General features: G+C 68.5%; 27 protein-coding genes. 5 read left to right on the plus strand and 22 right to left on the minus strand.

All coding sequences use genetic code 11. The annotated features are described in order from the left end of the window. Positions 1-3 precede the first annotated feature (3 nt). The gene (locus CS1GBM4_RS13810; protein ID WP_186419310.1) at positions 4-1,566 is read right to left on the minus strand and encodes a 2-isopropylmalate synthase; all 1,563 of its coding nucleotides are present in this window, start codon (positions 1,564-1,566) and stop codon (positions 4-6) included. A 386-nt stretch (positions 1,567-1,952) separates the two neighbouring features. Between CS1GBM4_RS13810 and CS1GBM4_RS13815 the strand changes: the two genes are divergently transcribed. Then, complete coding sequence (locus CS1GBM4_RS13815; protein WP_186419311.1) at positions 1,953-2,282, plus strand: hypothetical protein; 330 nt, start codon at positions 1,953-1,955, stop codon at positions 2,280-2,282. Positions 2,283-2,330: 48 nt separating this feature from the next. On the opposite strand, the gene CS1GBM4_RS13820 is transcribed toward CS1GBM4_RS13815, so the two are convergent. From CS1GBM4_RS13820 to CS1GBM4_RS13850, 7 genes are all read right to left on the minus strand, one after another. After that, positions 2,331-4,403: a M3 family metallopeptidase gene (locus CS1GBM4_RS13820; protein WP_186419312.1), complete on the minus strand. Its 2,073-nt coding sequence runs from the start codon at positions 4,401-4,403 to the stop codon at positions 2,331-2,333. Between the two features lie 169 nt (positions 4,404-4,572). After that, positions 4,573-5,298 (minus strand): NUDIX hydrolase, encoded by a 726-nt coding sequence (locus tag CS1GBM4_RS13825; protein ID WP_186419313.1) that lies wholly within the window; start codon positions 5,296-5,298, stop codon positions 4,573-4,575. Continuing rightward, on the minus strand, positions 5,295-6,197 hold the full coding sequence (locus CS1GBM4_RS13830) for a PhzF family phenazine biosynthesis protein (RefSeq protein WP_186419314.1): 903 nt from the start codon (positions 6,195-6,197) through the stop codon (positions 5,295-5,297). Before CS1GBM4_RS13830 ends, CS1GBM4_RS13825 begins: the two co-directional genes overlap by 4 nt. Next, positions 6,194-7,315, minus strand: a complete 1,122-nt coding sequence (locus CS1GBM4_RS13835) for an endonuclease (protein WP_186419315.1) — start codon at positions 7,313-7,315, stop codon at positions 6,194-6,196. Before CS1GBM4_RS13835 ends, CS1GBM4_RS13830 begins: the two co-directional genes overlap by 4 nt. Positions 7,316-7,320: 5 nt before the next feature. Continuing rightward, entirely contained in the window at positions 7,321-8,169 is an 849-nt protein-coding gene (gene pdxY, locus CS1GBM4_RS13840) for a pyridoxal kinase PdxY (RefSeq protein WP_186419316.1), read from the minus strand. Between the two features lie 95 nt (positions 8,170-8,264). Further along, positions 8,265-8,678 (minus strand): nuclear transport factor 2 family protein, encoded by a 414-nt coding sequence (locus CS1GBM4_RS13845; protein ID WP_186419317.1) that lies wholly within the window; start codon positions 8,676-8,678, stop codon positions 8,265-8,267. A 139-nt stretch (positions 8,679-8,817) separates the two neighbouring features. Continuing rightward, positions 8,818-9,843 (minus strand): ABC transporter substrate-binding protein, encoded by a 1,026-nt coding sequence (locus CS1GBM4_RS13850; RefSeq protein ID WP_186419318.1) that lies wholly within the window; start codon positions 9,841-9,843, stop codon positions 8,818-8,820. A 232-nt stretch (positions 9,844-10,075) separates the two neighbouring features. Here CS1GBM4_RS13850 and CS1GBM4_RS13855 point away from each other — a divergent pair, with 232 nt between their 5' ends. Next, the gene (locus tag CS1GBM4_RS13855) at positions 10,076-10,573 is read left to right on the plus strand and encodes a hypothetical protein (protein WP_186419319.1); all 498 of its coding nucleotides are present in this window, start codon (positions 10,076-10,078) and stop codon (positions 10,571-10,573) included. On the opposite strand, the gene CS1GBM4_RS13860 is transcribed toward CS1GBM4_RS13855, so the two are convergent. Together CS1GBM4_RS13860 and CS1GBM4_RS13865 are read right to left on the minus strand one after the other, a co-directional pair. After that, positions 10,574-11,365 carry an ABC transporter permease gene (locus tag CS1GBM4_RS13860; RefSeq protein WP_186419320.1) on the minus strand — a complete coding sequence of 264 codons (792 nt, stop codon included), beginning with the start codon at positions 11,363-11,365 and terminating at the stop codon, positions 10,574-10,576. It lies immediately after the preceding gene. Further along, positions 11,362-12,231 (minus strand): ABC transporter ATP-binding protein, encoded by an 870-nt coding sequence (locus tag CS1GBM4_RS13865; protein WP_186419321.1) that lies wholly within the window; start codon positions 12,229-12,231, stop codon positions 11,362-11,364. The genes CS1GBM4_RS13860 and CS1GBM4_RS13865 overlap by 4 nt, the downstream gene beginning before the upstream one ends. Positions 12,232-12,429: 198 nt before the next feature. On the opposite strand from CS1GBM4_RS13865, the gene CS1GBM4_RS13870 reads away from it, so the two are divergent. Further along, positions 12,430-12,966 carry a DedA family protein gene (locus CS1GBM4_RS13870; RefSeq protein WP_244607227.1) on the plus strand — a complete coding sequence of 179 codons (537 nt, stop codon included), beginning with the start codon at positions 12,430-12,432 and terminating at the stop codon, positions 12,964-12,966. Positions 12,967-13,170: 204 nt separating this feature from the next. Continuing rightward, entirely contained in the window at positions 13,171-13,539 is a 369-nt protein-coding gene (locus CS1GBM4_RS13875) for a DUF655 domain-containing protein (protein ID WP_186419322.1), read from the plus strand. Between the two features lie 89 nt (positions 13,540-13,628). Here CS1GBM4_RS13875 and CS1GBM4_RS13880 read toward each other — a convergent pair whose 3' ends face one another. From CS1GBM4_RS13880 to CS1GBM4_RS13900, 5 genes are all read right to left on the minus strand, one after another. Further along, entirely contained in the window at positions 13,629-13,997 is a 369-nt protein-coding gene (locus CS1GBM4_RS13880) for a DUF1127 domain-containing protein (RefSeq protein WP_186419323.1), read from the minus strand. Positions 13,998-14,355: 358 nt separating this feature from the next. Continuing rightward, on the minus strand, positions 14,356-14,574 hold the full coding sequence (locus CS1GBM4_RS13885; protein WP_186419324.1) for a hypothetical protein: 219 nt from the start codon (positions 14,572-14,574) through the stop codon (positions 14,356-14,358). Between the two features lie 25 nt (positions 14,575-14,599). Continuing rightward, the gene (locus CS1GBM4_RS13890; protein WP_186419325.1) at positions 14,600-14,785 is read right to left on the minus strand and encodes a hypothetical protein; all 186 of its coding nucleotides are present in this window, start codon (positions 14,783-14,785) and stop codon (positions 14,600-14,602) included. A 188-nt stretch (positions 14,786-14,973) separates the two neighbouring features. Continuing rightward, positions 14,974-15,993 (minus strand): ketol-acid reductoisomerase, encoded by a 1,020-nt coding sequence (gene ilvC / locus CS1GBM4_RS13895; RefSeq protein WP_186419326.1) that lies wholly within the window; start codon positions 15,991-15,993, stop codon positions 14,974-14,976. 33 nt (positions 15,994-16,026) lie between these two features. Then, positions 16,027-16,677 (minus strand): TetR/AcrR family transcriptional regulator C-terminal domain-containing protein, encoded by a 651-nt coding sequence (locus CS1GBM4_RS13900; protein ID WP_186419327.1) that lies wholly within the window; start codon positions 16,675-16,677, stop codon positions 16,027-16,029. Between the two features lie 142 nt (positions 16,678-16,819). Between CS1GBM4_RS13900 and CS1GBM4_RS13905 the strand changes: the two genes are divergently transcribed. Further along, positions 16,820-17,374, plus strand: coding sequence for a DUF924 family protein (locus CS1GBM4_RS13905; RefSeq protein WP_186419328.1), 555 nt, complete (start codon positions 16,820-16,822; stop codon positions 17,372-17,374). Here CS1GBM4_RS13905 and CS1GBM4_RS13910 read toward each other — a convergent pair whose 3' ends face one another. The 7 genes from CS1GBM4_RS13910 to CS1GBM4_RS13940 form a co-directional block, all read right to left on the minus strand. Continuing rightward, positions 17,375-18,100 (minus strand): haloacid dehalogenase type II, encoded by a 726-nt coding sequence (locus tag CS1GBM4_RS13910; RefSeq protein ID WP_186419329.1) that lies wholly within the window; start codon positions 18,098-18,100, stop codon positions 17,375-17,377. Between the two features lie 100 nt (positions 18,101-18,200). Then, the gene (locus CS1GBM4_RS13915) at positions 18,201-18,947 is read right to left on the minus strand and encodes an AraC family transcriptional regulator (RefSeq protein WP_186419330.1); all 747 of its coding nucleotides are present in this window, start codon (positions 18,945-18,947) and stop codon (positions 18,201-18,203) included. A 77-nt stretch (positions 18,948-19,024) separates the two neighbouring features. Beyond that, complete coding sequence (locus tag CS1GBM4_RS13920; protein WP_186419331.1) at positions 19,025-19,246, minus strand: hypothetical protein; 222 nt, start codon at positions 19,244-19,246, stop codon at positions 19,025-19,027. A 7-nt stretch (positions 19,247-19,253) separates the two neighbouring features. After that, positions 19,254-19,790, minus strand: coding sequence for an acetolactate synthase small subunit (ilvN, locus tag CS1GBM4_RS13925; RefSeq protein WP_092160697.1), 537 nt, complete (start codon positions 19,788-19,790; stop codon positions 19,254-19,256). Further along, the gene (locus CS1GBM4_RS13930; RefSeq protein ID WP_186419332.1) at positions 19,787-20,500 is read right to left on the minus strand and encodes a glutathione S-transferase family protein; all 714 of its coding nucleotides are present in this window, start codon (positions 20,498-20,500) and stop codon (positions 19,787-19,789) included. Before CS1GBM4_RS13930 ends, ilvN begins: the two co-directional genes overlap by 4 nt. A gap of 103 nt (positions 20,501-20,603) precedes the next feature. Further along, positions 20,604-21,311: an aspartate/glutamate racemase family protein gene (locus CS1GBM4_RS13935; protein WP_186419333.1), complete on the minus strand. Its 708-nt coding sequence runs from the start codon at positions 21,309-21,311 to the stop codon at positions 20,604-20,606. A 120-nt stretch (positions 21,312-21,431) separates the two neighbouring features. After that, a complete protein-coding gene (locus CS1GBM4_RS13940; RefSeq protein WP_186419334.1) occupies positions 21,432-23,195 on the minus strand; it encodes an acetolactate synthase 3 large subunit in 1,764 nt (587 codons plus the stop codon). Positions 23,196-23,585: the final 390 nt, after the last annotated feature.

The following is a 23,585-nucleotide window of genomic DNA, read 5'->3' on the forward strand; positions in this document are numbered from 1 at the left end:
CGCTCACTCCGCCGCCTGGGCGTGCATGCGGCTGCCGCGGGCGACCAGCTTGTTGAGCGCGGCGAGATAGGCCTTGCAGGACGCGACCAGCGTGTCGGGATCGGCGCCGCGGCCGGTCACCGCCGCGCCGCCATGCGACAGGCGGACCGTGACCTCCGCCTGGGCGTCGGTGCCCTCGGTGACGGCGTGGACGTCGTAGAGCTCCAGCACCGCCTCATGCGGCACCAGCGCCTTGACCGCGTTGAACACCGCATCGATCGGGCCGTTGCCCTCGGCCTCCTCGGCCGCGACCCGGCCGTCGATGTCGAGCTTGAGCATGGCGCGCTGCGGGCCGCGCGTCCCGGCGATCACCGTCAGCGAGACCAGCTTCACCCGGTCATGCGCGGTCGCGAGATTCTCGTCGACCAGCGCCTCGATGTCCTCGTCGTAGACATGCTTCTTGCGGTCGGCGAGCGCCTTGAAGCGGGTGAAGGCGTCCTCCAGCTGGTTGTCGCCGAGCTCGTAGCCCATCTCCTTCAGCTTGGAGCGGAAGGCGGCGCGGCCGGAATGCTTGCCCATCACCAGCGAGGTCTTGGTGACGCCGACCGAGGCCGGAGTCATGATCTCGTAGGTCTGCTGGTGCTTCAGCATGCCGTCCTGGTGGATGCCGCTCTCATGGGCGAAGGCGTTCCGGCCGACGATCGCCTTGTTGTACTGCACCGGGAAGGAGCAGGCGGTCGAGACCGCCTTCGAGGCGCGCATCAGATAGGTCGCGTCGATGCCGGTGTCGTAGGGCATCACGTCGCCGCGCACCCGCAGCGCCATCACGACCTCCTCCAGCGCCGCGTTGCCGGCGCGCTCGCCGATGCCGTTGATCGTGCACTCGACCTGGCGCGCCCCGCCCTCGATCGCCGCCAGCGAATTCGCGACGGCGAGGCCGAGATCGTTATGGCAATGCGCCGAGAAGATCGCCCTGTCGGCGTTCGGTACCCGCTCGCGCACCGCCCTGAACATGGCGCGGTATTCGTCCGGCGTCGCATAGCCGACCGTGTCCGGCAGGTTGATCGTGGTCGCGCCGGCCCTGATCGCGGCCTCGACCGCACGGCAGAGATAGTCGATCGGCGTGCGGGTCGCATCCATGCCCGACCATTCGACGTCCTCGACCAGATCGCGCGCCTGCGTCACCGTCCGAGTGATGATCTCCAGCACCTCCTCCTCGCTCTTGCGCATCTGGTGCTGCAGATGGATCGGCGAGGTCGAGACGAAGGTGTGGATGCGCGGCCGGGCGGCATGGCGCACCGCCTCGCCCGCGCGGGCGATGTCGGCGGGGATCGCGCGGGCGAGGCCAGCGACGACGGCGCGCCTGATCCGGCCGGCGATGGCGGAGACCGCCTCGAAATCACCGTCCGAGGCGATCGGGAAGCCGGCCTCGATGATGTCGACGCCCATCGCGTCCAGCATGTCGGCGACTTCGAGCTTCTCCTCGAAGGTCATGGTCGCGCCCGGGCATTGCTCGCCGTCGCGCAGCGTGGTGTCGAAGATCAGGACCCGGTCCTTGGCGGACGCGGCGGTGCTGGCATTGCTCATGGTCTTGGTCCCTGGTCGGGGCGCCCGCTTTTCGGTTCCGGCGGGCGCGTGAGGCTGAGGTCTGTTTCCACCATCCCCTGAGCGCCCAGGCATGCATGCCCGGCCGGCCCTCAGGGGCAGGTAAGGAGAAGCAGCTGACCAGGAAGCGAGGGAGCGCGCGACGAAGCGCACATGCCGGCCCTCCGCGCGGCGGCGCGGCTCTGGCTCTCGGCATGGGTGGCGGATGCGGCCACGATAGTCCTCTCATCGACTGGCACTGTCTACCGGATCGCAGCCTAGGAAGGCAAGCCTCCCAGGTCTTGAACGTTCGTGCGCAAGCCGGCGCCGTTGGCGCTCGACGGGGAATCGGTCATGGTCCGGGCACCGTTCTCGTCGGGATTCCGTCCATGCGCGCCGCCTTCCTTGCCGCCGCCCTCGGTCTTTCTCTCGCGGCCTGCCAGACGGCGGCCCCGCCGCCGGCGCCCTCGCCCGAGCAGGCGCCGACCGGCGTCACCCCCAACACCTTCCGCATGCCGACCGGCACGGGCTGCGGCGGCGAGGTCGACCGCTTCCAGGCGGTGATGGACAACGATCTCGCCACCGGCCACACCACCAAGGGCGTCCATACCCGCGTCAGTGCCGAGATCGACACGGCCCGCAGGAGCTGCGCCGCCGGCAACGAGGCCGGCGCGATATCCCAGATCCGCGCGACGCGGACGAAGTTCGGCTATCCGTGACGGCAGCACGTCATGCTCGGGGCTTGCGCCGAGCATGACGCTCTCAGCCTACCCCGCCAGCCCGCGCTTCTCCAGGAGCGCGTCCGGCGTCGGCAGGCGGCCGCGGAACAGCGTATAGGCCTCGGCCGGATCGCGCGTGTCGCCGGCCGAATAGATGTAGCGCTTGAGCCGGCCGGCGACTTCGGCGGCGAAGACGTCGCCTGCCTCGATGAAGGCGTTGAAGGCGTCGGCGTCCATCACCTCCGACCAGAGATAGCTGTAATAGCCGGCCGAATAGCCGTCGCCCGAGAAGACATGCGAGAAATGCGGCGTGCGGTGGCGCATGGTGATCTCGGCGGGCATGCCGATCCGGGCCAGCTCCTTCGCCTCGAAGGCGAGTGGATCGATCTCGGCTGGCGCCTCCAGCGAATGGAAGGCGAGATCGACCAGCGCCGAGGAGGTGTATTCCACCGTGGCGAAGCCCTGGTTGAAGGTCTGCGCCTTCCTGATCTTCTCGATCAGCGCGTCCGGGATCGGCTCGCCCGTCTCTGCGTGGCGGCAATAGGTCCGCATCACCTCCCTGGTCAGGAACCAGTGCTCGTAGAGCTGCGAGGGCAATTCGACGAAATCGCGCGAGACCGAGGTGCCGGCGAGCGAGCCGTAGGTCACGTCTGAGAGCAGCCCGTGCAAGGCATGGCCGAATTCGTGGAAGAGCGTGCGGGCATCGTCGATCGAGAGCAGCGCCGGCTTGCCTTCCGCCGGCTTGGCGAAATTGCAGACGTTGACGATGATCGGCCGGACCTCGCCGTCGAGCCTGCGCTGGCCGCGATAGGCGCTCATCCAGGCGCCGGAGCGCTTCGAGGCCCGGGCGAAATAGTCGCCGAGGAACAGGCCGATATGGCGGCCGGTCTCCGCCTCCCTGACCTCCCAGATATGGACGTCGGGGTGGTAGCCGGAGAGCTCCGGACGGCTCTCGAAGGCGAGGCCGAACAGGCGGCCGGCGACGTCGAAGGCGGCGTGGATGATCCTGTCGAGCTGGAGATAGGGCTTCAGCACCGCCTCGTCGAGCGCGTAGGTCTTCTGCCTGACCTTCTCGGCATAGAAGCGCCAGTCCGACGGGCGGATCGGCCCGTTCTCGCCCTCGGCCCGGGCGAGCGCGGACAGCTCGGCCGCTTCCTGGCCGGCGCGGGCGCGGGCCGGCTTCCAGACCAGCTCGAGCAGGTCGCGCACGTTCTGCGGCGTCTTCGCCATGGAATCGTCGAGCTTGAAATGGGCGAAGGTCGCAAATCCCAGGAGCTTCGCCTTCTCCGCCCGCAGGCTCACCATCTCGGCGACGATGGCGCGATTGTCCGTCTCTCCGCCGTTCTCGCCGCGCTTGCTCCAGGCGGCGAAGGCCTGCTCGCGCAGCTCGCGCCGGGTCGAGAAGGTCAGGAAAGGCTCGATGACCGAGCGCGCCAGCGTCACCGCGTGCTTGCCGGCCTGGCCGCGATCGGCGGCGGCGCGCGCCATCGCCGCGACGACGAAGGGCGGCAGGCCCTCGAGCTCGGCCTCGTCCTCGATGATCAGGGCGTAGCTCGCCTCGTCCTTGAGCAGATTCTGGCCGAAGCTGGTGCCGAGCGCGGCCAGGCGCTCGTTGATCGCGGCGAGCCTGGCCTTGGCCTCGCCCGACAGCTTGGCGCCCGAGCGGACGAAGCCGCGATGGGTCCGCTCCAGCAGCCGCATCTGCTCGGCATCGAGGCCGAGGCGTCCGCGCTGCTCGAACACCGCGTCGACGCGCCTGAACAGCGCCTCGTCCATCATCACCGCCGACCAGTGCCGCGACATCACCGGCGACATCTCGCGCTCGATCGCCTGCAGCGTCTCGTTGGTGTCGGCCCCGGTGAGGTTGTAGAACACGCCGCCGAGCCGGCTCAGCCCCCGCGCCGCCCGTTCCAGCGCCTCGATCGTGTTGGCGAAGTCGGGCGCCGCCCGCTCGGCCTTGATCGCCTCGATTTCGGCCCGGTGCGTCTCCAGCGCCGCGGGAAAGGCCTCGCGGATATGCTCGGGCTCGATCGCGGCGAAGGGCGGCAGGCCGAACGGCGTCTCCCAGGCGCGCCCGAACGGGTTGCCGGCGGGCAGGGCAAGGATTTCGGAGGCGGTCATGGGCTGGCCTTTCAGCATTGCTGCATCAGTCGAACAGATTGGTCGTGCCTGGCGGAGCGAAGCGAAGACCCGGGACCCATGCCTGAACCTCTTTGGAGAGGCTCAGGAATGAATCCCGGATCGGCGCGGCTTCGCCGCTTGTGCGGGACGACCGCGATCCAGGAGAGGATCACTCCTCCTCGAAGATATGGGCGAGGTAGGTGATCATGAAGGGCGGCATGTCATGGGCCGCGCAATCGGCGAGATCGCGGACGATGACGATGTCGGACAGTTCCGGCTCCTCCTGCCGCGCGATCCGCTCCATCATCAGCGCCCGCGCGCCTTCCGCCTCGCGATCGATGGCGACGGGGCGCATGAAGGCGACGCGGCCCGGCACGATCACGGCCGTCCAGCGCTCCTCGACGGCGATCTCGTCGAGCGCCAGCCCGGTCTCCTCGCAGAGCTCGCGAGTGACGCTGCCGGCGAGGTCGAGCGTGCCGTCGGCGCGGACATCCTCTTCGTCGGGCGTGCCGGCGGCGAAATAGACCTTGCCGGCATTGGCGGTGTGAGGGCCCATCCGGCCGAGCAGGAAGGCCCCGTCCGCCGCGCGCAGGGCCGCCATGGCGAAGCCGTTGCGGATCGCCGGCGGCGGCAGCCCGAAATCGCGCCAGGCCAGGAAGGCGGCATAGTCCGCCCCGAAATAGCCGGCGCGGAACACGCCGTCCACGATCGCCGCGCGATGCTGCAGCATGATCCGGCCGTTGAACATGGCGGGCTTGCCGACCGTGAGCTTCGCCCAATGCGCGGCGATCGCGTCGGCCTGTTCCCGCGCGAAGGCCCAGTCGAACGGCTCGACCCGCGCCTCGACGCGTTCGAGCGCGACGATCGCCCCGTCGACGATGCCATGACCCGTCACAGCAGCACGCCCTCGCTCATCACCACGGCCGCGCCGCCGATCGTCGCCGCGGCCAGGGCGCCGCCCGCAACCGTCAGGGTGAGCTCGATCTGCGAGGGCCGACCCATCTCGTAGCCCTGCTCGATGACGAAGCGATGCGTGCCGTCGCCGGGACGGTCGAACGCCATGATCACGCCGGCGAAGGCGGCCGCCGCGCCGCCCGTCGCCGGGTCCTCGACCATCCCCGCCTCCGGCCAGAACATCCGGACATGGTAGTGATGCCCGGCCTCCTCCGGCTCGCGGCAATAGACCACGGCGTTGCCATGCGGCGCGCCAGCCATGATCCGGCCGAAATCCGCGCCGGCCGGCCCCGACCGCGCCACGGCCGCCCGGCTCGCGACCGGCACGAAGACGAAGGGGACGCCGGCGGAAAAGAGGCTGGCCCGGTGCCCGTCGAAGCCGAGATCGGCAGCGGCCAGCCCGAGCGCCTGCGCCAGATCGCCCTCGGTGATCGCCAGCTCCAGGCGCTGCGGCAGCCGGGGCAGCGTGAAGGTCGCCCGGCCGATGCGGTGGTCGACGGGCGCGACCGCGCAATCGACCGGCCCGACCGTCTCCTCCAGCACGAGCCGGTCCGCTCCGCGCCCCTCCGCCGCGTCGCGCAGCGCCAGCAGCACGGCGGTGCCGACCGTCGGGTGCCCGGCGAAGGGCAGTTCCTGTCCCGGCGTGAAGATGCGGATCGCGGCGCGATTCCCGGACGCGGCCGGCGGCGCGACGAAGACCGTCTCCGACAGGTTGAACTCGCGGGCGATCGCCTGCATCGCCGCGCCGTCGAGCCCTTCGCTGTCGAGCACGACGGCGAGCGGGTTGCCGGCATGCGGCCTGGTCGTGAACACGTCGAGCGTGGCGAAGCGGCGCGTCATGCGGTCTCCTTCGGGATCGTCAGGTCGATCGTCACCGGGCAGTGATCGGAGGCCTTGGGCCGGTCCCAGCCGACACGGGGATAGCGGTCCCCGCTCAGGGCGAGCTTGGCCATGGAACGGTCGGCCTCGCGCGGATCGAGCGGCACCCGATAGGGCAGGCCGCGCCGGATCATCTGCATCGCCGGCTCGGGATTGGCCACGGCCAGCGCCGGCGACAGCAGGATATGATCGAGCGGCATATGGCTGTCGACCAGGCTCTGGCGCTCTTCCGACCAGTAGCGCCGGAAATGGGTCCAGCGCTCGTGCGGCGGCAGGCTCGCCATCGGATCGACGGCGAATTTCTCCAGCAGCGGCTCGATGCCGCTGTCGCCCTCGTCGACTGGCGCCGCGAGCGGCCCGAGGCCGATCCTGAAGCCGTTGAGATCGCCGAGGATCGCCCAGTTCGCCGCGCGCCAGCCTCGACCGAACCAGTCCTTGACGATCTTTCGCACCGCGAGCGCCTCGGCGCGGCGGATCGGCAGCGTCGCCTGCCGGCCGTCGTCGCGGCCATTGTCCATCGACTTGAAATGGCAGCCGAACAGGGTGAGCCGGCGGTCGCCGAGATCGAGCTCGACCGCGAGGCAGTCGCGGGCGAAGACCTTGTCGCCGGGCTCGATGCCGAAGGCGGCGATCTCCGGCGAGAAGGCGCCGGCCTCGGCGAAGCTCATCGCGCTGTGGGAGCGCGCCCTGAGCTGTCGCGGCTGGGCGAGGTCGCGCTTCGCCGCGAAGGCGATCTCGATGTTGCGGCGGTCATTGCCGTCGAGCAGGGTGAAATGGCCGTAGCGATGGTCGGCGATGCGGTGGACGTAATTGGCGAAGAAGGCCTGCAGGCTCGCCAGCGAATCGACCTCCTGCAGCATCCAGATGTCGGCATCGGCCTCGGCGATGGCGAGCGCCGTCATCTGGCGCTTGTCGTCCTCGAGCGCGACCGCGAGCGAACGCTCGACCGCGTCGCGCTCCTCGGTGCGCGGGAAATGGAACAGCGACATCGCCGCCGCCGTCTCGCCACGCCCGCCCGCCTCGAAGCGGTGGCGCGTCAGCAAATTCTCGACGTTGAAGGTGCCGAGGCGCAGCTTCATGCCTGTCAGACCGCCTCGGGCGCGAAGCTCTGCGAGGGCGTCACGAACTCGTCCTGCGCCGCCACCGTCAGGATCTCGCGCGAGCCGGCCTCCTTGGTTCGCCTCAGCAGCCCGTAGATCGACGACGCCGCCTTGCCGAGCGCGCTCGCCGCCGAGCCGTCGCGCAGGTAATGCACGAAGAACAGCGCAGCGATCGCATCGCCCGCGCCGTTGATGTTGAGGTCGATCTTCGGCGTGCGCACCCGGAAGGCGCCCTGCCCGTCCGCCGCCATCAGGTCGATCGCGTCGGACGGCGTCTCGTTGGTGTGCAGCGAGGTGACGAGCACGACCTTGGGGCCGGCCTCGCGCAGCGCTTCGACGGCGCGATGCGCATCCGGCAATGTCCGGATCTCGATATCGGTGAGCAGCTCGAGCTCGAACTGGTTCGGCGTGACGATGTCGGCGGCCGGCACCGCCTGCTCGCGCATGAATTCGGGGATCCCGGGCCGGACGAAGACGCCGCGGCCGACATCGCCGATCACCGGATCGCAGCAATACATCGCCTTGGGATTCGCCTCGCGGACCTTGGCCACCGCCGAGAGGATGGCGTGGCCGATATCGGCCGAGCCCATATAGCCGGAGAGCACGCCGTCGCACCGGGCGAGCACGCCGCGCTCGCCGATGCCCTCCATCACCTCGTCGATCGTGGCGCCGTCGAAGACCCGGCCCTTCCAGGCGCCGTAGCCGGTGTGGTTCGAGAACTGCACGGTGTGGATCGGCCAGACCTCGACGCCGAGGCGCTGCATCGGGAACACGGCCGAGGCATTGCCGACATGGCCATAGGCGACATGGGACTGGATCGAGAGGATGTTCATCGGCGGGCAGGCTCGCGGCGGGAGGGCAAGGTCTAGCCCCTCCGCCGGCCTCGCCGCAAATCGAAAGCGGTGATGGCTGCGATGAGCGGATCCGCTCAGTGGGCCGCGGCGGTGATCCGCGCCAGGCTCGCGGTGTCGGTGAACTGCGCGATGCTGCGCACCTTGCCGTTCTCGAAGGCGAGCAGGTCGAGCGTCTGGAAGGTTTCGGTGCGGCCGGTCGGCACGAAAGTCACATCGGCGCGCCAGTGATAGGCGGCCCGATCCCCCTCGACGACGACGTCGAGCGTCTCGAAATTGGCGAAGGTGAAAGCGCCGATGAGATCGGCCATCTGGCCGCGCACCGCCACGCACCCTTCCTGCGGCCGGCAGATCGCCTCGCGGTCCGCCGCTCCCATCAGCTGGAAACGGCAATCGGGATGGAAATAGCTCATCAGCGCGTCGAGGTCGCCTTTGACGCGCGCCTCGTAGGCTTTTTCGATCACGCTCTTGATGGAGGAGTGCTCGGTCATCTGGCCTCTCCTAGCGTCAATTACACATCCTCGCGCCGTCGCGACGGCGAGTCCAGCGTTCGGTTCGACCGCTCGCAAAAAGAAATGGCGCCGCGACGAAGCGGCGCCATCGTTCTCGGAAGAAACGGGACGAAGCCGATCAGGACCCCGCCGCCGCCTTCTTGGCGAACGTTTCGATGAAGGTCTTGCTCAGGTCGACATTCGAGTTGGTCAGCTCGGGATCGAGCAGCTTGAGCGCGTCGTACATGCTCTTCATCGCCTCCGGCGAGGAGATGCCGGTGCGCGAATAGCTCTCCAGCGAATTCTTCACCGAACGCAGATAGAGCGGCTTGTCGCCGAGATGATACTCGGCCGGGACGAGGTCGGCGACCTCCTCGGGCTTCGCCGTCTCCAGCCATTTCAGCGCCTTGACGAAGGCGTTGACGAGCTTCTGCGTCGTCACCGGGTTCTTCTCGGCGAAGTCGTTCTTGAGGTAGAGCACCGCCGCCGGGTTGGCGCCGCCGAACAGGGCCTTGGTCCCGGCCTCGGTGCGCGTGTCGATCAGCGCGCTGACGTCGCCGTCCGCTTCGAGCTTCGAGATCACCGGGTCGAGATGCGAGATCAGGTCGACCTGGCCCTGCTTCATCGCCGCGACCGCGCTGGCCCCGCCGCCGACGCCGATGATCGGCGCATCGCTCGCCTTGAGGCCGGCCTTGACCATGGCGTACTGCGCCGTCAGCGCCGTCGAGGAGCCCGGGGCGGTGACGCCGATCTTGAGGCCCTTGAAGTCGGCGGCCGACTTGACCTTGCCGGCGAGGTCCTTGCGCACGGCGATGACGATGCCGGGGAAGCGGCCGAGCTCGACCACGGCGCGGATGTCCTGGCCCTTGGCCTGCATGCGGATGGTGTGCTCATAGGCGCCGGTGACGACGTCGACCGAGCCGCCGACCAGCGCCTGCAGCGATTTGGCGCCGCCGCCGAAATCGTTGATCTCGACGTCGAGCCCCTGCTCCTTGAAGAAGCCCTTCTTCTCCGCGACCGTCAGCGGCAGGTAATAGAGCAGCGGCTTGCCGCCGACGCCGAGCGTCAGCTTGGGCTTCTCGGCGGTCTGGGCGAAGGCCGGCGAGATCCCGAGCGCGGTGGCCAAGGCGAGCGCGGCGAGCGCCGTGCGGCGGGTGAAAGCCATTGATTTTCCTCCGGTCGATCGATGACGCGCTTCGGGAAGGGCGCGATTTCATGGCGAGGATAGGCGCATCGCCGCGGGCTGGGCAAGCGTAGCGGCGAGGCTGACCGCAGAGGAAGCGACGCGAAAGATTCAACGCTTGTTAAACCCGGCCTTCCACACTGGCTGCCGCGTGCCCCCTCGATGACGCCTCGAAACCGGCTTTCGACCAGGACGGACGAAACAGGAGACGGCCATGGTGAGCGCTGTGGCGACCCGCATCGCGACTTCCGCGGCCGCGCTCGGGCAGTCGCCGTCGCCGCATGTCCCGGCCGAGGACAGCGCCGGCCATTCGCGTGCCACTCCGGGATCGGCGGCGTCCGCCCGGAGCAATGCCGTCATCCTCGACCTCTCCGACCAGGCCCGGGCCGTTCTGGCGCAGGCGCGCGACGAGGCGCAGCCGCCGGGCGCCGGTGCCGACGACCTCGCCGGGCTGATCAGGTTCGAAGAGCGCTTCAAGCTGATGAACGAATACACGGCGCTGCATCAGGAACTCGCCTTCATCAGCGACAGGACCGCGGCTTATGCGCTCGACAAGACCTTCCAAGGCGCCGTCGCGCAAGGCGAGAGCGGCGGCGAGGCAGGCCGGCCGCCGGCGGAGATCGACCGCCATCTGCGCCGGCGCGACGAGCTGATGCCGCGCTTCGCCGAGCTGACGCGGATGCTCGGGGCCCGGCCGGGCCAGGACGGCTAGTCAGGTCGTCGTGGTCGAGCTCTGCCCCGGCCGCCAGACCAGCAACCGGTTCTCGACCAGCGTGACGAGCGCGTCGATCACGATCACGAAGATCGCCAGGATCAGCATGCCCGAGAACACGCCGGTGACGTCGAAGACGCTCTCGGCCTCGTGGATCTTGTAGCCGAGCCCGGCCGACGAACCGAGATATTCGCCGACCACGGCGCCTACCAGCGCGAAGCCGACCGAGGTGTGCAGCGACGAGAACATCCAGGTCAGCGCCGAGGGCCAGTAGACATGGCGGAAAAGCTGGCGCTCGTTCATGCCGAGCATGCGGGCATTGGCCAGCACCGTCGGCGAGACCTCGCGCACGCCCTGGTAGACGTTGAAGAAGACGATGAAGAATACCAGCGTGAAGCCGAGCGCCACCTTCGACCAGATGCCGAGCCCGAACCAGAGCGCGAAGATCGGCGCCAACACCACGCGCGGCAGGGCGTTCGCCGCCTTGATATAGGGATCGAACACCGCCGCCAGCAGCGCGTTCCGGGCGAAGGCGAAGCCGAAGAAGATGCCGGCGGCCGAGCCGATCGCGAAGGCCAGCACCGTTTCGGTCAGGGTGATGCCGAGATGCCAGTAGATGTCGGCCCCGGTGAGCTGCTTCCAGGTACGGGCGAGCACCTCGCCCGGCGTCGAGAAGAAGAACTGGATCGTCTTCACCTCGCCGAAGATCGGGTAGCTGCTGATCACGTGCCAGATCGCCAGGAAGACGATCAGGACGAGGACCTGCAGGGACAGGAGCTTGATGCGGTTCACGAATTCCCCTCCCCGACCAGCTCGCGGCCCTCGCCCATCGCATAGGCCTTCTGCACCTCGACCCGCAGCGAGGCCCAGATGTCGCGGTGGATCTCGTGGAAGGCCTTCTCCAGCCTGATCTCGGCGATGTCGCGCGGGCGCGGCAGCGGCACGCGATAATCGGCGACGATACCGGCGGCCGGGCCTGCCGACATCACCACCACCCGGTCGGAAAGCGCGATCGCCTCCTCGAGATCGTGGGTGACGAAGATCAGCGCCTTGCGGTCCCTCGACCAGAGGTCGAGCAGCAGATTGCCCATGATCTGCCGGGTCTGCGCGTCGAGCGGCCCGAACGGCTCGTCCATCAGCAGGATCTCGGGATCGCGGATCAGCATCTGGGCGAGGGCGACGCGCTTGCGCTGCCCGCCGGAGAGCATGTGCGGATAGCGCTCGACGAAGGCGCGCAGGCCGACCCGCCCGAGCCAGTCGCGCGCCCGCTTGTCCGCTTCGGCGTCGGAGACCCCCATCGGCTCGAGCGCGACCTTGACGTTGTCGAGCGCCGTCTTCCACGGCATCAGCGCGTCCTGCTGGAAGAGATAGCCGGCGCGGCGGTTCAGGCCCGAGAGCGGCTGGCCGAAGATCGCGACCTTGCCGGCGGACGGCGTCAGCAGGCCGGCCGCGGCGTTGAGCAGGGTCGACTTGCCGCAGCCGGTCGGCCCGACCACCGAGACGAATTCGCCCGGCGCGACCGCGAGGTCGATGCCCTTCACCGCCTGGTAGCGGCCTGCGCCCTTGAGATGGAAGGTGATGTCGATGCCGGCGAGCCTGACCGCCGGCGTTTCCGCTGCCGCGCCCGCATCGGCGGGCCGGCTGACCTTGGGCTCCATGGATATCCCGTCCCCTGCCGTCGCGGCCGTTCCGGCGCACGCGGCTCGTCTCCGTTCGCCGCGAACACTAGGCGATCACCCGGCGAAGGCAACCCGTGAGCGATACGGGGCGCGCCTCGGAGCTGGCGAAAACGCGGCGCTTCTGCTGTATCGCTCCCGGTGGAGTTTTTACGAGAACGGCCGGAGAACCGCTAGCCGATGCTGCAGCTCGAGCAATGGATGCATGGTCTCGTCGAGTTCATGCGCCTCAATCAGCAATGGGCGCTGCCGATCGTCTTCCTGATCGCCTTCAGCGAATGCGTCGCCGTCCTCTCCTGGCTGGTGCCTGCCACCGTGTTCTTCACCGCCTTCGGCGCCATCGCCGGTGCTTCCGGTCTCAACCTCGTGCCGCTTTCGCTCGCCGCGGCGCTCGGCGCGGCCTCCGGCTTCTGGGTCTCCTACTGGGTCGGCCTGCTGCTCGGCCCTCGCGTCGGTCACCACTGGCCGCTCCGCGATAACCCGGAGCTGCTCCGGCGCGGCCATGACTTCTTCGAGAAATGGGGCGTGCTCGGGATCGCGATCGGCCATTTCTTCGGGCCGATCCGGGCCGTGATCGCGCTGGTGGCCGGGATCGTGAAGATGCCGTTCTGGCCGTTTCAGCTGGCGAACTTCGCCGCCTCCTTCGCCTGGGGCTTCGGCCTGATCTACGGCGCCGGCCGCTTCTCCGAATTCATGGTGCAGATCTCCGGGAAGTAGCGGCCGCAAACGCGGCGAAAACCCGGCGAAAGCCACAACCCCGGCTGAACGAGCCTCTCAGATCGCGTTCAGCCGCACCGGCCGAAAGTCCTGCCATCGCGCCTGGACCGGATCATCCGGTCCGCCACCGGCGCGGCGGCGCGGACGGCCCGGCATCCGCGCAGCTCAGCTCCCCCGGGCAGGACTTAAACAGGAGTCCAAGCCATGACCATCTCCCGTTTCGCCACCGGCCTCGCCGCGCTCGCCCTCGCCGCCGGCCCGGCGCTCGCGCAGACCGCGACGCAGCCCACGACTCCGGCCAAGCCGGCCGCGCCCGTGACCACTCCCGCCGCGCCCGCGGCTCCGGCCGCGAAGCCGGCGGCGCCCGCCACCCAGGCCCAGAGCAAGAAGGTCAACATCAACACCGCCAGCGCCGCCGAGCTCGAACAGCTCAAGGGCATCGGCGAGGCCCGCTCGAAGAAGATCATCGAGGAGCGCGCCAAGGCCAAGTTCAAGAACTTCGACGATCTTGTGAAGCGCAGCGTCCTGCCCTCCAATGTCGAAGCCGAGATCAAGGATCACGTCACCTTCTGATCCGATCCGACCAGATCAGACGAGCCGGCGGCGGCAGCGGCCGGCTCGTTTGCATTCATGCAGGGCCTTCCATGAGCGCTCGCAGGCGCTCATTCGGCCGCCCGCAGGCGGACCACCCGGGCGCTGCCCGCGCTGTCGGGCTCCCGCGCGATCCGTTCGCCCGGCGCTCCCATGCCCAGGCCGCGCAGAGCCTCGTCGACGCTGGCCCCGCCCGCCAGCCCGCGCCGCCGCCCGGCACCCAGCGAGATGATCCCGGTCGGGTCGCCCGGGAAAGGTGCCGCCGCCCTGTCGCGCAGTTCGCTGTCGCGGAGGCCGAGATCGCGCAGCTCGCGCTCGCTCATCTCGCGCAGGATGCGATGCTCCCGGTGAGACTGCAGCCAGCGGCCGATCGCGCCGAGACACCGGCCGAGGGCGACCGCGAACACGGGCTTGGCCGATCCGATGATGATGCTGATCACGACCTGCCTCCGTCATTTGCGATGACGGAGAGGACGCTCATGCGCTGACAGGAGCTGTCAGAATCCTTCGTGGCCTGTGACAGCTTCTGTCAGCGGCGATGCCGGCGGGGTCCGGGCGCGGCCGAACGGCACGCCTACAGCGCGGCGGCCCGGCGCTACGGCCGCCTCAGAGCATGCCGAAGACGATGAGGATCAGCAGGGCGAAAGACGCCCCGAGCGCCAGCTGCGCGCTGGTGAACCGGAGCCATTGGGACGCATGCATCGAACGAATCGGTGTCATCCTCGCCTCCATCCGTTGAGCTTCGGCCTGCTTCGTCGCGAACGTTTTCCTTGATGACGGGTGACAGGCGACGCTGGCTCAGTAGACCAGCTCGGCGAAGACCCAGCCGATCATCGCCAGCGCGAGCCCCGCCACGAGGACGAGCAGCACCGGCCGGTCGAGGAAGCCTTGCCTGGCCTCGACCGCGGTCTCCACCGCCGGATCCGAGTCGGAATGGACATCGGCCTGCATCGGCGGAACCGGCTCGCCACCCTTGGCCGGCATGCGCGCCTCGCGCTCTCTCACATCGTCTTGCATGACGGTCTCCGCCTCCCTTGGCCGCCTAGCCGCCGACTGCGCGCATCAGCACGCTCGCCAGCAGCGTCACGGCGAGAAAGCCTGCCAGCAGCAGGACGGGGAACGAATCGTCCGCTGACGCCGGCTTGGCGACATCGGCCAGTCCGTGACGGGCATGGCGCTGGTGCAACCGCTCGATCGCCCTGCGCCGGGTTTCGCCTTCGCCGGTCATCGCACGCTCCTGCAGATATCGACTGGAGCATCAACGCCTGCCGCCGGAAGCGGTTCCCGCAGCCCCGCCCGGGAACGCGAAACGGGCGCCGCTGCTGGCGCCTGTTCCCTTGTTTTTCATATATTTGAGAGCTTTTGCGGAATCGGCTCGGCAGGGCGGTCGACCTGCGTGCGAACTCCGGAACCCGCTCAGTTCTTGCTCTTGTCGACCAGCGCCTTGGCCTTGATCCAGGGCATCATGTCGCGCAGCTTGGCGCCGACCTCCTCGATCGGATGGGCGGCGTAGCGGGCGCGGGTCGCCTTGAACGAGGTCTGGTTGACCTTGTTCTCCAGCATCCAGTCGCGGGTGAACTTGCCCGACTGGATGTCGGTCAGCACGCGCTTCATCTCGGCCTTGGTCTCGGGCGTGATGATGCGCGGGCCGGTGACGTACTCGCCATACTCGGCCGTGTTCGAGATCGAGTAGTTCATGTTGGCGATGCCGCCCTCGTAGATCAGGTCGACGATCAGCTTCACCTCGTGGAGGCACTCGAAATAGGCCATCTCGGGAGCGTAGCCGGCCTCGGTCAGCGTCTCGTAGCCGGCCTTGATCAGCTCGACGAGGCCGCCGCAGAGCACGACCTGCTCGCCGAACAGGTCGGTCTCGCACTCTTCCTTGAAGGTGGTCTCGATGATGCCGGCGCGGCCGCCGCCATTGGCCGAGGCATAGGAGAGGCCGAGATCATGCGCGTTGCCGGTCGCGTCCTGGTGGATCGCGATCAGGGTCGGCACGCCGCCGCCGCGCTGATATTCGGAGCGGACGGTATGGCCCGGGCCCTTGGGGGCGACCATCAGCACGTCGAGATCCTTGCGCGGCTCGATCAGGTTGAAGTGGACGTTGAGGCCGTGCGCGAACAGCAGCGCCGCGCCTTCCTTCATGTTGGCGGCGAGCTCGTCGCGATAGATGTCGGCCTGGAGCTCGTCCGGGGTCAGCATCATCACGACGTCGGCCCATTTGGCGCCTTCCGCCGGCGTGAAGACCTGGAAGCCGGCGCCTTCCGCCTTCTTGCGGGTGGCCGAGCCGGCCTTGAGCGCGATCGCCACGTCCTTGACGCCGGAATCGCGCAGGTTCTGGGCATGGGCATGGCCCTGCGAGCCGTAGCCGACGATCAGGACCTTCTTGCCCTTGATCAGGTTGATGTCCGCATCGCGGTCGTAATAAACGCGCATGGCTGGCGTCCTTCCTTGGGTTGATCTCTTGCTTCAGGCTTTCGGTGCGGTGTCAGGCCGCCCGTGAAGGGTGAGGAACTGGTCGGCGGCCCGGGCCGCGTCGCGCATGATCTCGGCCCGCCCGAGCTCCAGCGCGTCGCCGAGCAGCAAGCGGATCTGCACATCGCGGCCGATCAGGCCGAAGAAGGTGCGGAATGCCGTCTCGGCATCGTCGAAGTCGAGCAGCCCGGCCTCGCGCCCGGCCTCCAGCAGCGGCTTCAGCCGCGCACCGATGGCGAAGCGGCCATTGGCGAGCACGATGCCGCCGAGATTGCTCTCATGCGTCGCGGCATGGCTGATGGCGAGGCGGTTGAGCGCGATCGAGGTCGGGCTCGAGATCACCTCGAGCCAGTTGACGGCGAAACGGATCAGGCTGTCGCGCAGCGCCGAGGCGTCGAGCCGCGTGCGATCGTAATGGTCGGCGCGAACCTTCGAGGCCTGCCACTGCACGGTCGCGGTCAGCAGACCGTCGCGATCGCCGAACCATTTGTACAGCGTCTCCTTGGAGCAGCTGGCCCGCCGCGCCACCGCGGTCATGGTGAGCTGGTCGCCCTGCTCCACCATCAGCGCCAGCACGGCGTCGAGCACGGCCTGCTGCCGCTCGCTCAGCGCCTCGCCTTGGCTATGGGTCGCGGTGTCGCTCATCGATCCGGAGTACCGTACGTTACGGTTCTGGCATCTACCCTACGGCTTCCCGGGACGCAAGGGCGCCGGCGCGAAAGTTCATCGCCAACCTGACGCGCGGGCACCTATATCTTCGCGAGACACGCCTGATCCGGAGCCCGTCATGACACAGCCTGCCCCATCCGCGGCCGCCGAGATTCTCGCCTTCTGGCGCGCGGCCGGACCGGAGACATGGTTCGCCAAGGACGAGGCCTTCGACGCCGAGATCGCCCGGCGCTTCCGGCCACTGGTGGATGCCGCCGCGCGCGGCGAGCTCTCGGACTGGGAGGAGACTCCGGAAGGCGTCTATGCGCTCCTGCTCCTGCTCGATCAGTTCCCGCGCAAACTCCATCGCGGCTCGGCCCACGCCTTCGCGGCCGACGCGCTCGCGCGTGAGGTCGCCGGCCGCGCGATCGCGCGCGGTTTCGACCGGGCCTTCGACAATCCGGAGCGCCGCTTCCTCTACCTGCCGTTCATGCACTCGGAGGATCTCGCCGACCAGGAGCGCTGCGTCACCCTCAGCGAGGCCTCGGGCGACGACGACTCGACCAGATGGGCGATCATCCACCGCGACATCATCCGCGATTTCGGCCGCTTTCCGCATCGCAACGCGGTCCTCGGCCGCGAGAGCACGGCCGAGGAGCAGCGCTTCCTTGATGATGGCGGCTTCAGCGGCTGATCAGTCGCCGCTTGCCTCGCGATGCGCCTGCGCCAGCTCGGCGAGGCTCTTGAAGTGGAAGTCGACATTCGGCCGGGTCTCCGGCAACTGCGTCGCCCCGCTCCCGGCCATGCCGAAGCGCCGGTCGATCCAGGCGCGCGCCAGCCCGGCCCGTTCCGCCGGGACATGGTCGTGGAACAGGCTCTGCGCCGTGTGCAGCACAGCGCCGGCTTGCACTCCGAGATCGGCCTCCAGATGCGCCAGCAGATAGGCGAAATTGCGCGGGTCGGGCTTGTAGGAGCCGATATCCTCGGCGGTGTAGATCGCGTCGAAGCTGACGCCGAGCTTGCGGTTGCTCGCCGCGAAGCTGGCACGGTCGACATTGGAAAGGATCACCAGCCTGTAGTGCCGCTTGAGATAGGCGAGCGCCTCGGCGGAATCCGGAAAGGCCGGCCAATCCGGTACCGAAGCGCCGAAGCGCTCGTTCAGGTCGGCATGGATGTGAACGCCGAGGTCCCTGGCGAGGCGGGCATGCACGGCGGCGAGGAGCGTCGAATAACGCAGCGACGGCGCCGCCTCCTCGAGCTCGGTTTCGAGCCGGCCGAAGCGCGCCAGCGCCTCCTCGCGGTCGAGGGCGAGCCGGCCGGCGCTCAGAAGTGGCTGCAGCGCGTTCCAGATCCCGGTCTCCCAGTCGATCAGCGTGCCGTAGCAGTCGAAGGTCAGAACCTTGAAATCGGTGAGCTTCATCGCGAGCGGTCCTTATGGGTGGCATCGTCGCGTCGACCATAGCGACCACCCGCGCCGCCGTGATGAGGCGAAGCTCCGAACGAGTTGACCGAAGCTGCGCCTACCGACCCTGGACAGCGCGGCGCGCGGCGCGGAATTCGGACGGCGTCAGGCCGAAACGCCGCTTGAACTGCCGGTTGAAGGACGAGGCGTTCTGATAGCCGAGGCCGTAGGCGATCTCCGCGACCGGCAGCGCCGTCGCGGCGAGCTGTTCGGCAGCTTCGTCGAAGAGCCTGCTCAGTTGCAATTGCTTCGGCGACTGCCCGGTGGTCGCCCGGAACAGCGCATGAAACCGGCTCTGGCCGAGGCCGGCCGCTCGTGCCATCTCGGCGACGCTCGCCGCCCCGCTCCCGTGCGCGACGGCGAGGACGCGGCTTTCCGAACGCGGCACGGGGCGGGGTATCGCGCGCGGCGCCACCAGTTGCAGCCCCGCCAGCGCCAGGCCGGCGGCATCGCCGGCCCGGCACGCCCCCGTCTCGACCTCGGCGCCGAGCTGGCGGAACATCCGCCACAGCCAGGGCTCGACCCGGGTCAGCGACGGCCGGCGCTCGCGCAGCAGGGCCGGCTCCGCCTCGCCGGCGATCGCCCCGGCCTCGACATCGAGGATGAGCATGCTGCAATCGGGCGTCGGCTCGAAATCGTGCTCGTGCTCGCGCGGGATGATGGCGACGCAATGGCTCGACACGACGCTGCGATGTCCTTCGACATCGAGCCGCATCGCGCCCTGCATCGGCAGCAGGATCTGGCTGTAATCGTGGCGATGGCGGTCCCCGCCACGATAGCTGCGGATTTCGAGACGGATCGACATCGCCCGTTCACGCGCAAGGGATCGTGCCGGGCATTTGCCGCCACTCGCCGCCTGCGATCAAGTGCCGTGGCCGCGGCTCAGCCGCCCGCCATCTGCTGCGCCGCGATGCGCTGCAGGAAGATCGCCGCGACGGTCAGGACGAAACCGGCCCACCACAAAGGCGAGCGCAGGCTCCTGCCGGAGCCGAGCGGCTCGGCTTCGGCCCTGCCGGACAGCCGCTGCAGGACCGGGAGGGCAAAACAGCCGAAGCCGACGGCGCCGAGCGCGAGGGCGACGAGGTTGAGCGTTTCGGGCGCCATCTCCCGATCACATTGCCTCCGGGCCGCGGCTCATCGCCGCGATGCCGGTGCGCGAGACCTCGGTCAGGCCCACCACCGTCATCAGCTTGATGAAACGCTCGATCTCCTCGGTCGCGCCGGTGAGCTCGAAGACGAAGGAAGTCAGCGTCGCATCGAGCGTGCGCGCGCCGAAAGCGGCGGCGAGCCGCATCGCCTCGACACGGTGGTCGCCCTTGCCGACGACCTTGAGCAGGCAGAGCTCGCGCTCGATCGCCTCGCCCTGCAGGGTCAGGTCGACGACGCGGTGGACCGGCACCAGCCGGTCGAGATGTGCCTTGATCTGGTCGATCACGCTCGCCGTACCGGAGGTGACGACGGTGATGCGCGAAAGGTGCTTCTCGTGCTCGGTCTCCGAGACGGTGAGGCTCTCGATGTTGTAGCCGCGGCCGGAGAACAGCCCGGCGATGCGGGCGAGGACGCCCGGCTCGTTGTCGACGATCACCGCCAGCGTATGGCGGGCGATCGGCTGGGCGGTCGGGGCGCTCGGATAATGCGTCGTGTTCATGGCTGGGCTCGGCTTCGGCTGATATGCGGACGGAAATCGGTGAGGACCGGCTCGTCGAGCTCGTCGACGGGGACGATCCAGGGCTCGGCCAGCGCGGCGTCGCGCCAGGCCCTGAAGCCGGCGGTGCCCTGCACCGCCTCGACATAGGCCGCGCTGACCGGGTCGAGCGCGACCGAATAGGTGGTGAAGCGGCTCGTCACCGGCGCGAACATCGCATCGGCCGCGCCGAACGCCCCGAACAGGAAATCGCCGCCGTCGCCGAAGCGCTGGCGGGCATCGCGCCAGATCTCGGTGATGCGCGCGATGTCGGCCGCCACGGCCTCGCCGCGGTCGCGCGCGGGATGCACCCAGGCGAGGTTCATCGGGCAGGCGCCGCGCAGCGCGCCGAAGCCGGAATGCATTTCGGCCGAGATCGAGCGCGCCAGCGCCCGCGCCGCTCTGTCGCGCGGCCAGATCGGCAGCTCAGGATGCGCCTCGGCCAGGTACTCGATGATGGCGAGGGAGTCCCAGACCGCGACCGCTCCATCGACGAGCGAGGGGACCTTGCGGGCGGGCGTGTACTCGGCGACGGCATGCTTCCAGTCCGGATCGTCCATGGTCGGCCCGAACGGAATCAGGACTTCCTCGAACGGGATTCCGAACTGCTTCAGGACGAGCCAGGGCCGCATCGACCAGGAGGAATGGGTCTTGTTGGCGATGATCAGCTTCATGACGCGCTCCGTCCGTCCAGGGGAGCACGGACGCTAGCGGAGCGCAGGACGACGATCCCGCGCCTTTTCGTGATCTCATCCATGAGGGACGGCTGCCGGCGGATCACGCCGCCTGCTCCATCGCCAGCGTGAAGTCGAGCGCCGCCTCGACATGCAGCGCCGTGGTGTCGAAGACCGGCAGCTCGAAATCGGCCTGGGAGAGCAGGAGACCGATCTCGGTGCAGCCGAGGATGACGCCGTCGGCGCCGGCCTCCCGCGCCGCCCTCGCGACGATCGCGCGATAGCGCGCCTTCGAGGCCGGCAGGACCTGCCCGCGGCAGAGCTCATCGTAGATGATGCGGTGGACATCGGCGCGCTCGGCTTCGTCCGGCACCAGCGTCTCGACGCCGAAAGCCGCGAGCCGGTCGCGATAGAAGCGCTGCTCCATGGTGAAGCGTGTCGCCAGCAGCAGCGGCCGGCGCGCCGCGGTCTTGCGGACCGCCTTGGCGGTGACGTCGGCGAGATGCAGGAAGGGCAGGTTCGTCGCCTGGATGATGTGGTCGGCGAGCTTGTGCATGGTGTTGGTGGCGAGGACGATGCAGGCCGCCCCGCCCTGCTCGAGCCGGCGGGCGCTCGCCGCCATCGCCGCCCCGGCGCGGTCCCAGTCGCCCTTCGCCTGCATCTCCGCGATCGGCGAGAAGTCCACCGAGTGCAGCAGGATGTCGGCCGAATGCAGCCCGCCCTGGCGCGTCCGCACGCCCTCGTTCAGCAGCCGGTAGTAGACCGCCGTCGATTCCCAGCTCATCCCGCCGATCAGGCCGATGGTCGCCATGTGGTCTTCCCCTGCCGTTTCGAGAGCCGTCATTGCGAGCGAAGCGAAGCGATCCAGGAGGTCTCGCTCCGCGGCTCCTGGATTGCTTCGTCGCTCACGCTCCTCGCAATGACGTCGTGTTCAAACGAGCTGCTTGCCCCTGGCGTCGATGATCTCGCCGGTATCGCCTTCGAAGTCCGGCAGGATCATCTCGTTGTGCGCCTTGCCCGACGGGATCATCGGGAAGCAGTTCTCTTCCTTGGCGACGACGCAGTCGAAGATCACCGGGCCGGGCGTCTCGATCATCTCCATGATAGCGCGGTCGAGATCGGCCGGATCGGAGCAGCGGATGCCGTGGCCGCCATAGGCCTCCGCCAGCTTGACGAAGTCGGGCAGCGAGGCCGAGTAGCTCTCCGAATAGCGCCCGCCATGCAGCAGCTCCTGCCACTGGCGCACCATGCCCATGTATTCGTTGTTGAGGATGAAGACCTTGACCGGCAGCCGGTACTGCGCCGCCGTCGACATCTCCTGCATGTTCATCAGGATCGAGGCCTCGCCGGCGATGTCGATGACGAGCGCGCCGGGGTTCTTCATCTGCACGCCGATCGCCGCCGGCAGCCCGTAACCCATCGTCCCGAGCCCGCCGGAGGTCATCCAGCGGTTCGGCTCCTGGAAATGGAAATACTGCGCCGCCCACATCTGGTGCTGGCCGACCTCGGTCGTGATGTAGGTGTTGCGGTCCCTGGTCAGCTCGTAGAGCCGCTGGATCGCATATTGCGGCTTGATGACGCTCTCCGACTTCTTGTAGCTCAGGCTGTTCCGCGCCCGCCACGCGTCGATCTGCGTCCACCAGGCGGTGAGCGCCGTCTTGTCGACCTGCGGCGAGGTCTCGCGCCAGATCCGGACCATGTCCTCGAGCACATGGGCGCAATCGCCGACGATCCCGATATCGGCCTTGACGTTCTTGTTGATCGAGGACGGGTCGATGTCGATGTGGATCTTCTTCGACCGCGGCGAGAAGGCGTCGAGCCGGCCGGTGATCCGGTCGTCGAAGCGCGCGCCGATCGCGACCATCACGTCGCAATCATGCATGGCGAGGTTGGCCTCGTAGGTGCCGTGCATGCCGAGCATGCCGAGCCACTGCCTGTCCGCGGCCGGAAACGCGCCCAGCCCCATCAGGGTCGAGGTCACCGGATAGCCGGTCAGCCGCGCCAGCTCGCGCAGCAGCGCCGAGGCGTGCGGTCCGGAATTGATGACGCCGCCGCCGGTATAGAACACCGGCTTCTTCGCCCCGGCGATCAGCGCGACCGCGGCCTTGATCTTGTCGAGGTCGCCCTTGACCACCGGCCGGTAGGTCTTGTGCTGGTTGTCGCGCGGGCGGCTATAGGCGCCGGTGGCGAACTGGATGTCCTTGGGGACGTCGATCACGACCGGCCCCGGCCGGCCATTGGCCGCGACATAGAAGGCCTCGTGCAGGATGCGCGGCAGATCGGCGATGTTCTTCACCAGGTAGTTGTGCTTGGTGCACGACCGGGTGATGCCGACCGTGTCGCATTCCTGGAAGGCGTCCGAGCCGATCAGATGCGTCGGGACCTGGCCGGTGATGACGACGAGCGGGATCGAATCGAGCAGCGCGTCGGTCAGGCCGGTGACGGCGTTGGTCGCGCCGGGGCCCGAGGTGACGAGCACGCAGCCGACCTTGCCCGGCGCCGAGCGGGCATAGCCCTCGGCGGCATGGACCGCGCCCTGCTCGTGCCGCACGAGCACGTGCTTGACCTTGTCCTGCTGGAAGAGCGCGTCGTAGATCGGCAGCACGGCGCCGCCGGGATAGCCGAAGAGATGCTCCACGCCCTGGTCCTGGAGGGCGCGGACGACCATCTCGGCGCCGGTCATCATCTCGCTCATAACGGTCTCCTGCGGAGGTCTTCGTCGGTTTCGGTCGGAAAAAGGCAATAAAAAAGGCCCTCGGAGGGGCCTGGGCGTGCGCTGGCGTCGGGGACGCCCGGTTGTCGAACCGGCCCCTACCAGCGCACCTCTACGATAATAAGCTTGCGCATGTCGCAGCCCTGTCGAGACGAAAGTTGCCGGACGCTAAACGAGCCGCGCCGCATGGTCAAGCGCGATTGAAGCCGGCAATCGCGGGGCGCTTGTTTCCACTCCACCGTCAGTCCGGGACAGGCCGACAGGCCTGAGCCCGGAATCCAGAACCGATGCCATGTGAGTTTTGGACAATGGCCCGACAGCGCCTTTTCGCTGAAACGGCATCGGCTCCGGGTTCCGGGCTCTTCGCTGACG

Origin of the sequence: Allobosea sp. CS1GBMeth4 (assembly GCF_900185715.1) — a bacterium.
In the GTDB taxonomy this organism is placed as follows: domain Bacteria; phylum Pseudomonadota; class Alphaproteobacteria; order Rhizobiales; family Beijerinckiaceae; genus Allobosea.

Excerpts from the sequence above, each read along its gene's own strand:
- CS1GBM4_RS13870 (WP_244607227.1), top strand. The coding sequence starts at position 12,430 with ATGCTGCAGCTCGAGCAATGGATGCATGGTCTCGTCGAGTTCATGCGC.
- ilvN (WP_092160697.1), bottom strand. The coding sequence starts at position 19,790 with ATGAACACGACGCATTATCCGAGCGCCCCGACCGCCCAGCCGATCGCC.
- CS1GBM4_RS13910 (WP_186419329.1), bottom strand. The coding sequence starts at position 18,100 with ATGAAGCTCACCGATTTCAAGGTTCTGACCTTCGACTGCTACGGCACG.
- CS1GBM4_RS13940 (WP_186419334.1), bottom strand. The coding sequence starts at position 23,195 with ATGAGCGAGATGATGACCGGCGCCGAGATGGTCGTCCGCGCCCTCCAG.
- CS1GBM4_RS13905 (WP_186419328.1), top strand. The coding sequence starts at position 16,820 with ATGACACAGCCTGCCCCATCCGCGGCCGCCGAGATTCTCGCCTTCTGG.
- ilvC (WP_186419326.1), bottom strand. The coding sequence starts at position 15,993 with ATGCGCGTTTATTACGACCGCGATGCGGACATCAACCTGATCAAGGGC.
- CS1GBM4_RS13900 (WP_186419327.1), bottom strand. The coding sequence starts at position 16,677 with ATGAGCGACACCGCGACCCATAGCCAAGGCGAGGCGCTGAGCGAGCGG.
- CS1GBM4_RS13915 (WP_186419330.1), bottom strand. The coding sequence starts at position 18,947 with ATGTCGATCCGTCTCGAAATCCGCAGCTATCGTGGCGGGGACCGCCAT.
- CS1GBM4_RS13935 (WP_186419333.1), bottom strand. The coding sequence starts at position 21,311 with ATGGCGACCATCGGCCTGATCGGCGGGATGAGCTGGGAATCGACGGCG.
- CS1GBM4_RS13820 (WP_186419312.1), bottom strand. The coding sequence starts at position 4,403 with ATGACCGCCTCCGAAATCCTTGCCCTGCCCGCCGGCAACCCGTTCGGG.
- CS1GBM4_RS13920 (WP_186419331.1), bottom strand. The coding sequence starts at position 19,246 with ATGGCGCCCGAAACGCTCAACCTCGTCGCCCTCGCGCTCGGCGCCGTC.
- CS1GBM4_RS13845 (WP_186419317.1), bottom strand. The coding sequence starts at position 8,678 with ATGACCGAGCACTCCTCCATCAAGAGCGTGATCGAAAAAGCCTACGAG.
- CS1GBM4_RS13885 (WP_186419324.1), bottom strand. The coding sequence starts at position 14,574 with ATGCAAGACGATGTGAGAGAGCGCGAGGCGCGCATGCCGGCCAAGGGT.
- CS1GBM4_RS13835 (WP_186419315.1), bottom strand. The coding sequence starts at position 7,315 with ATGAAGCTGCGCCTCGGCACCTTCAACGTCGAGAATTTGCTGACGCGC.
- CS1GBM4_RS13875 (WP_186419322.1), top strand. The coding sequence starts at position 13,171 with ATGACCATCTCCCGTTTCGCCACCGGCCTCGCCGCGCTCGCCCTCGCC.
- CS1GBM4_RS13865 (WP_186419321.1), bottom strand. The coding sequence starts at position 12,231 with ATGGAGCCCAAGGTCAGCCGGCCCGCCGATGCGGGCGCGGCAGCGGAA.
- CS1GBM4_RS13830 (WP_186419314.1), bottom strand. The coding sequence starts at position 6,197 with ATGACGCGCCGCTTCGCCACGCTCGACGTGTTCACGACCAGGCCGCAT.
- CS1GBM4_RS13890 (WP_186419325.1), bottom strand. The coding sequence starts at position 14,785 with ATGACCGGCGAAGGCGAAACCCGGCGCAGGGCGATCGAGCGGTTGCAC.
- CS1GBM4_RS13815 (WP_186419311.1), top strand. The coding sequence starts at position 1,953 with ATGCGCGCCGCCTTCCTTGCCGCCGCCCTCGGTCTTTCTCTCGCGGCC.
- pdxY (WP_186419316.1), bottom strand. The coding sequence starts at position 8,169 with ATGAACATCCTCTCGATCCAGTCCCATGTCGCCTATGGCCATGTCGGC.
- CS1GBM4_RS13930 (WP_186419332.1), bottom strand. The coding sequence starts at position 20,500 with ATGAAGCTGATCATCGCCAACAAGACCCATTCCTCCTGGTCGATGCGG.
- CS1GBM4_RS13850 (WP_186419318.1), bottom strand. The coding sequence starts at position 9,843 with ATGGCTTTCACCCGCCGCACGGCGCTCGCCGCGCTCGCCTTGGCCACC.
- CS1GBM4_RS13810 (WP_186419310.1), bottom strand. The coding sequence starts at position 1,566 with ATGAGCAATGCCAGCACCGCCGCGTCCGCCAAGGACCGGGTCCTGATC.
- CS1GBM4_RS13855 (WP_186419319.1), top strand. The coding sequence starts at position 10,076 with ATGGTGAGCGCTGTGGCGACCCGCATCGCGACTTCCGCGGCCGCGCTC.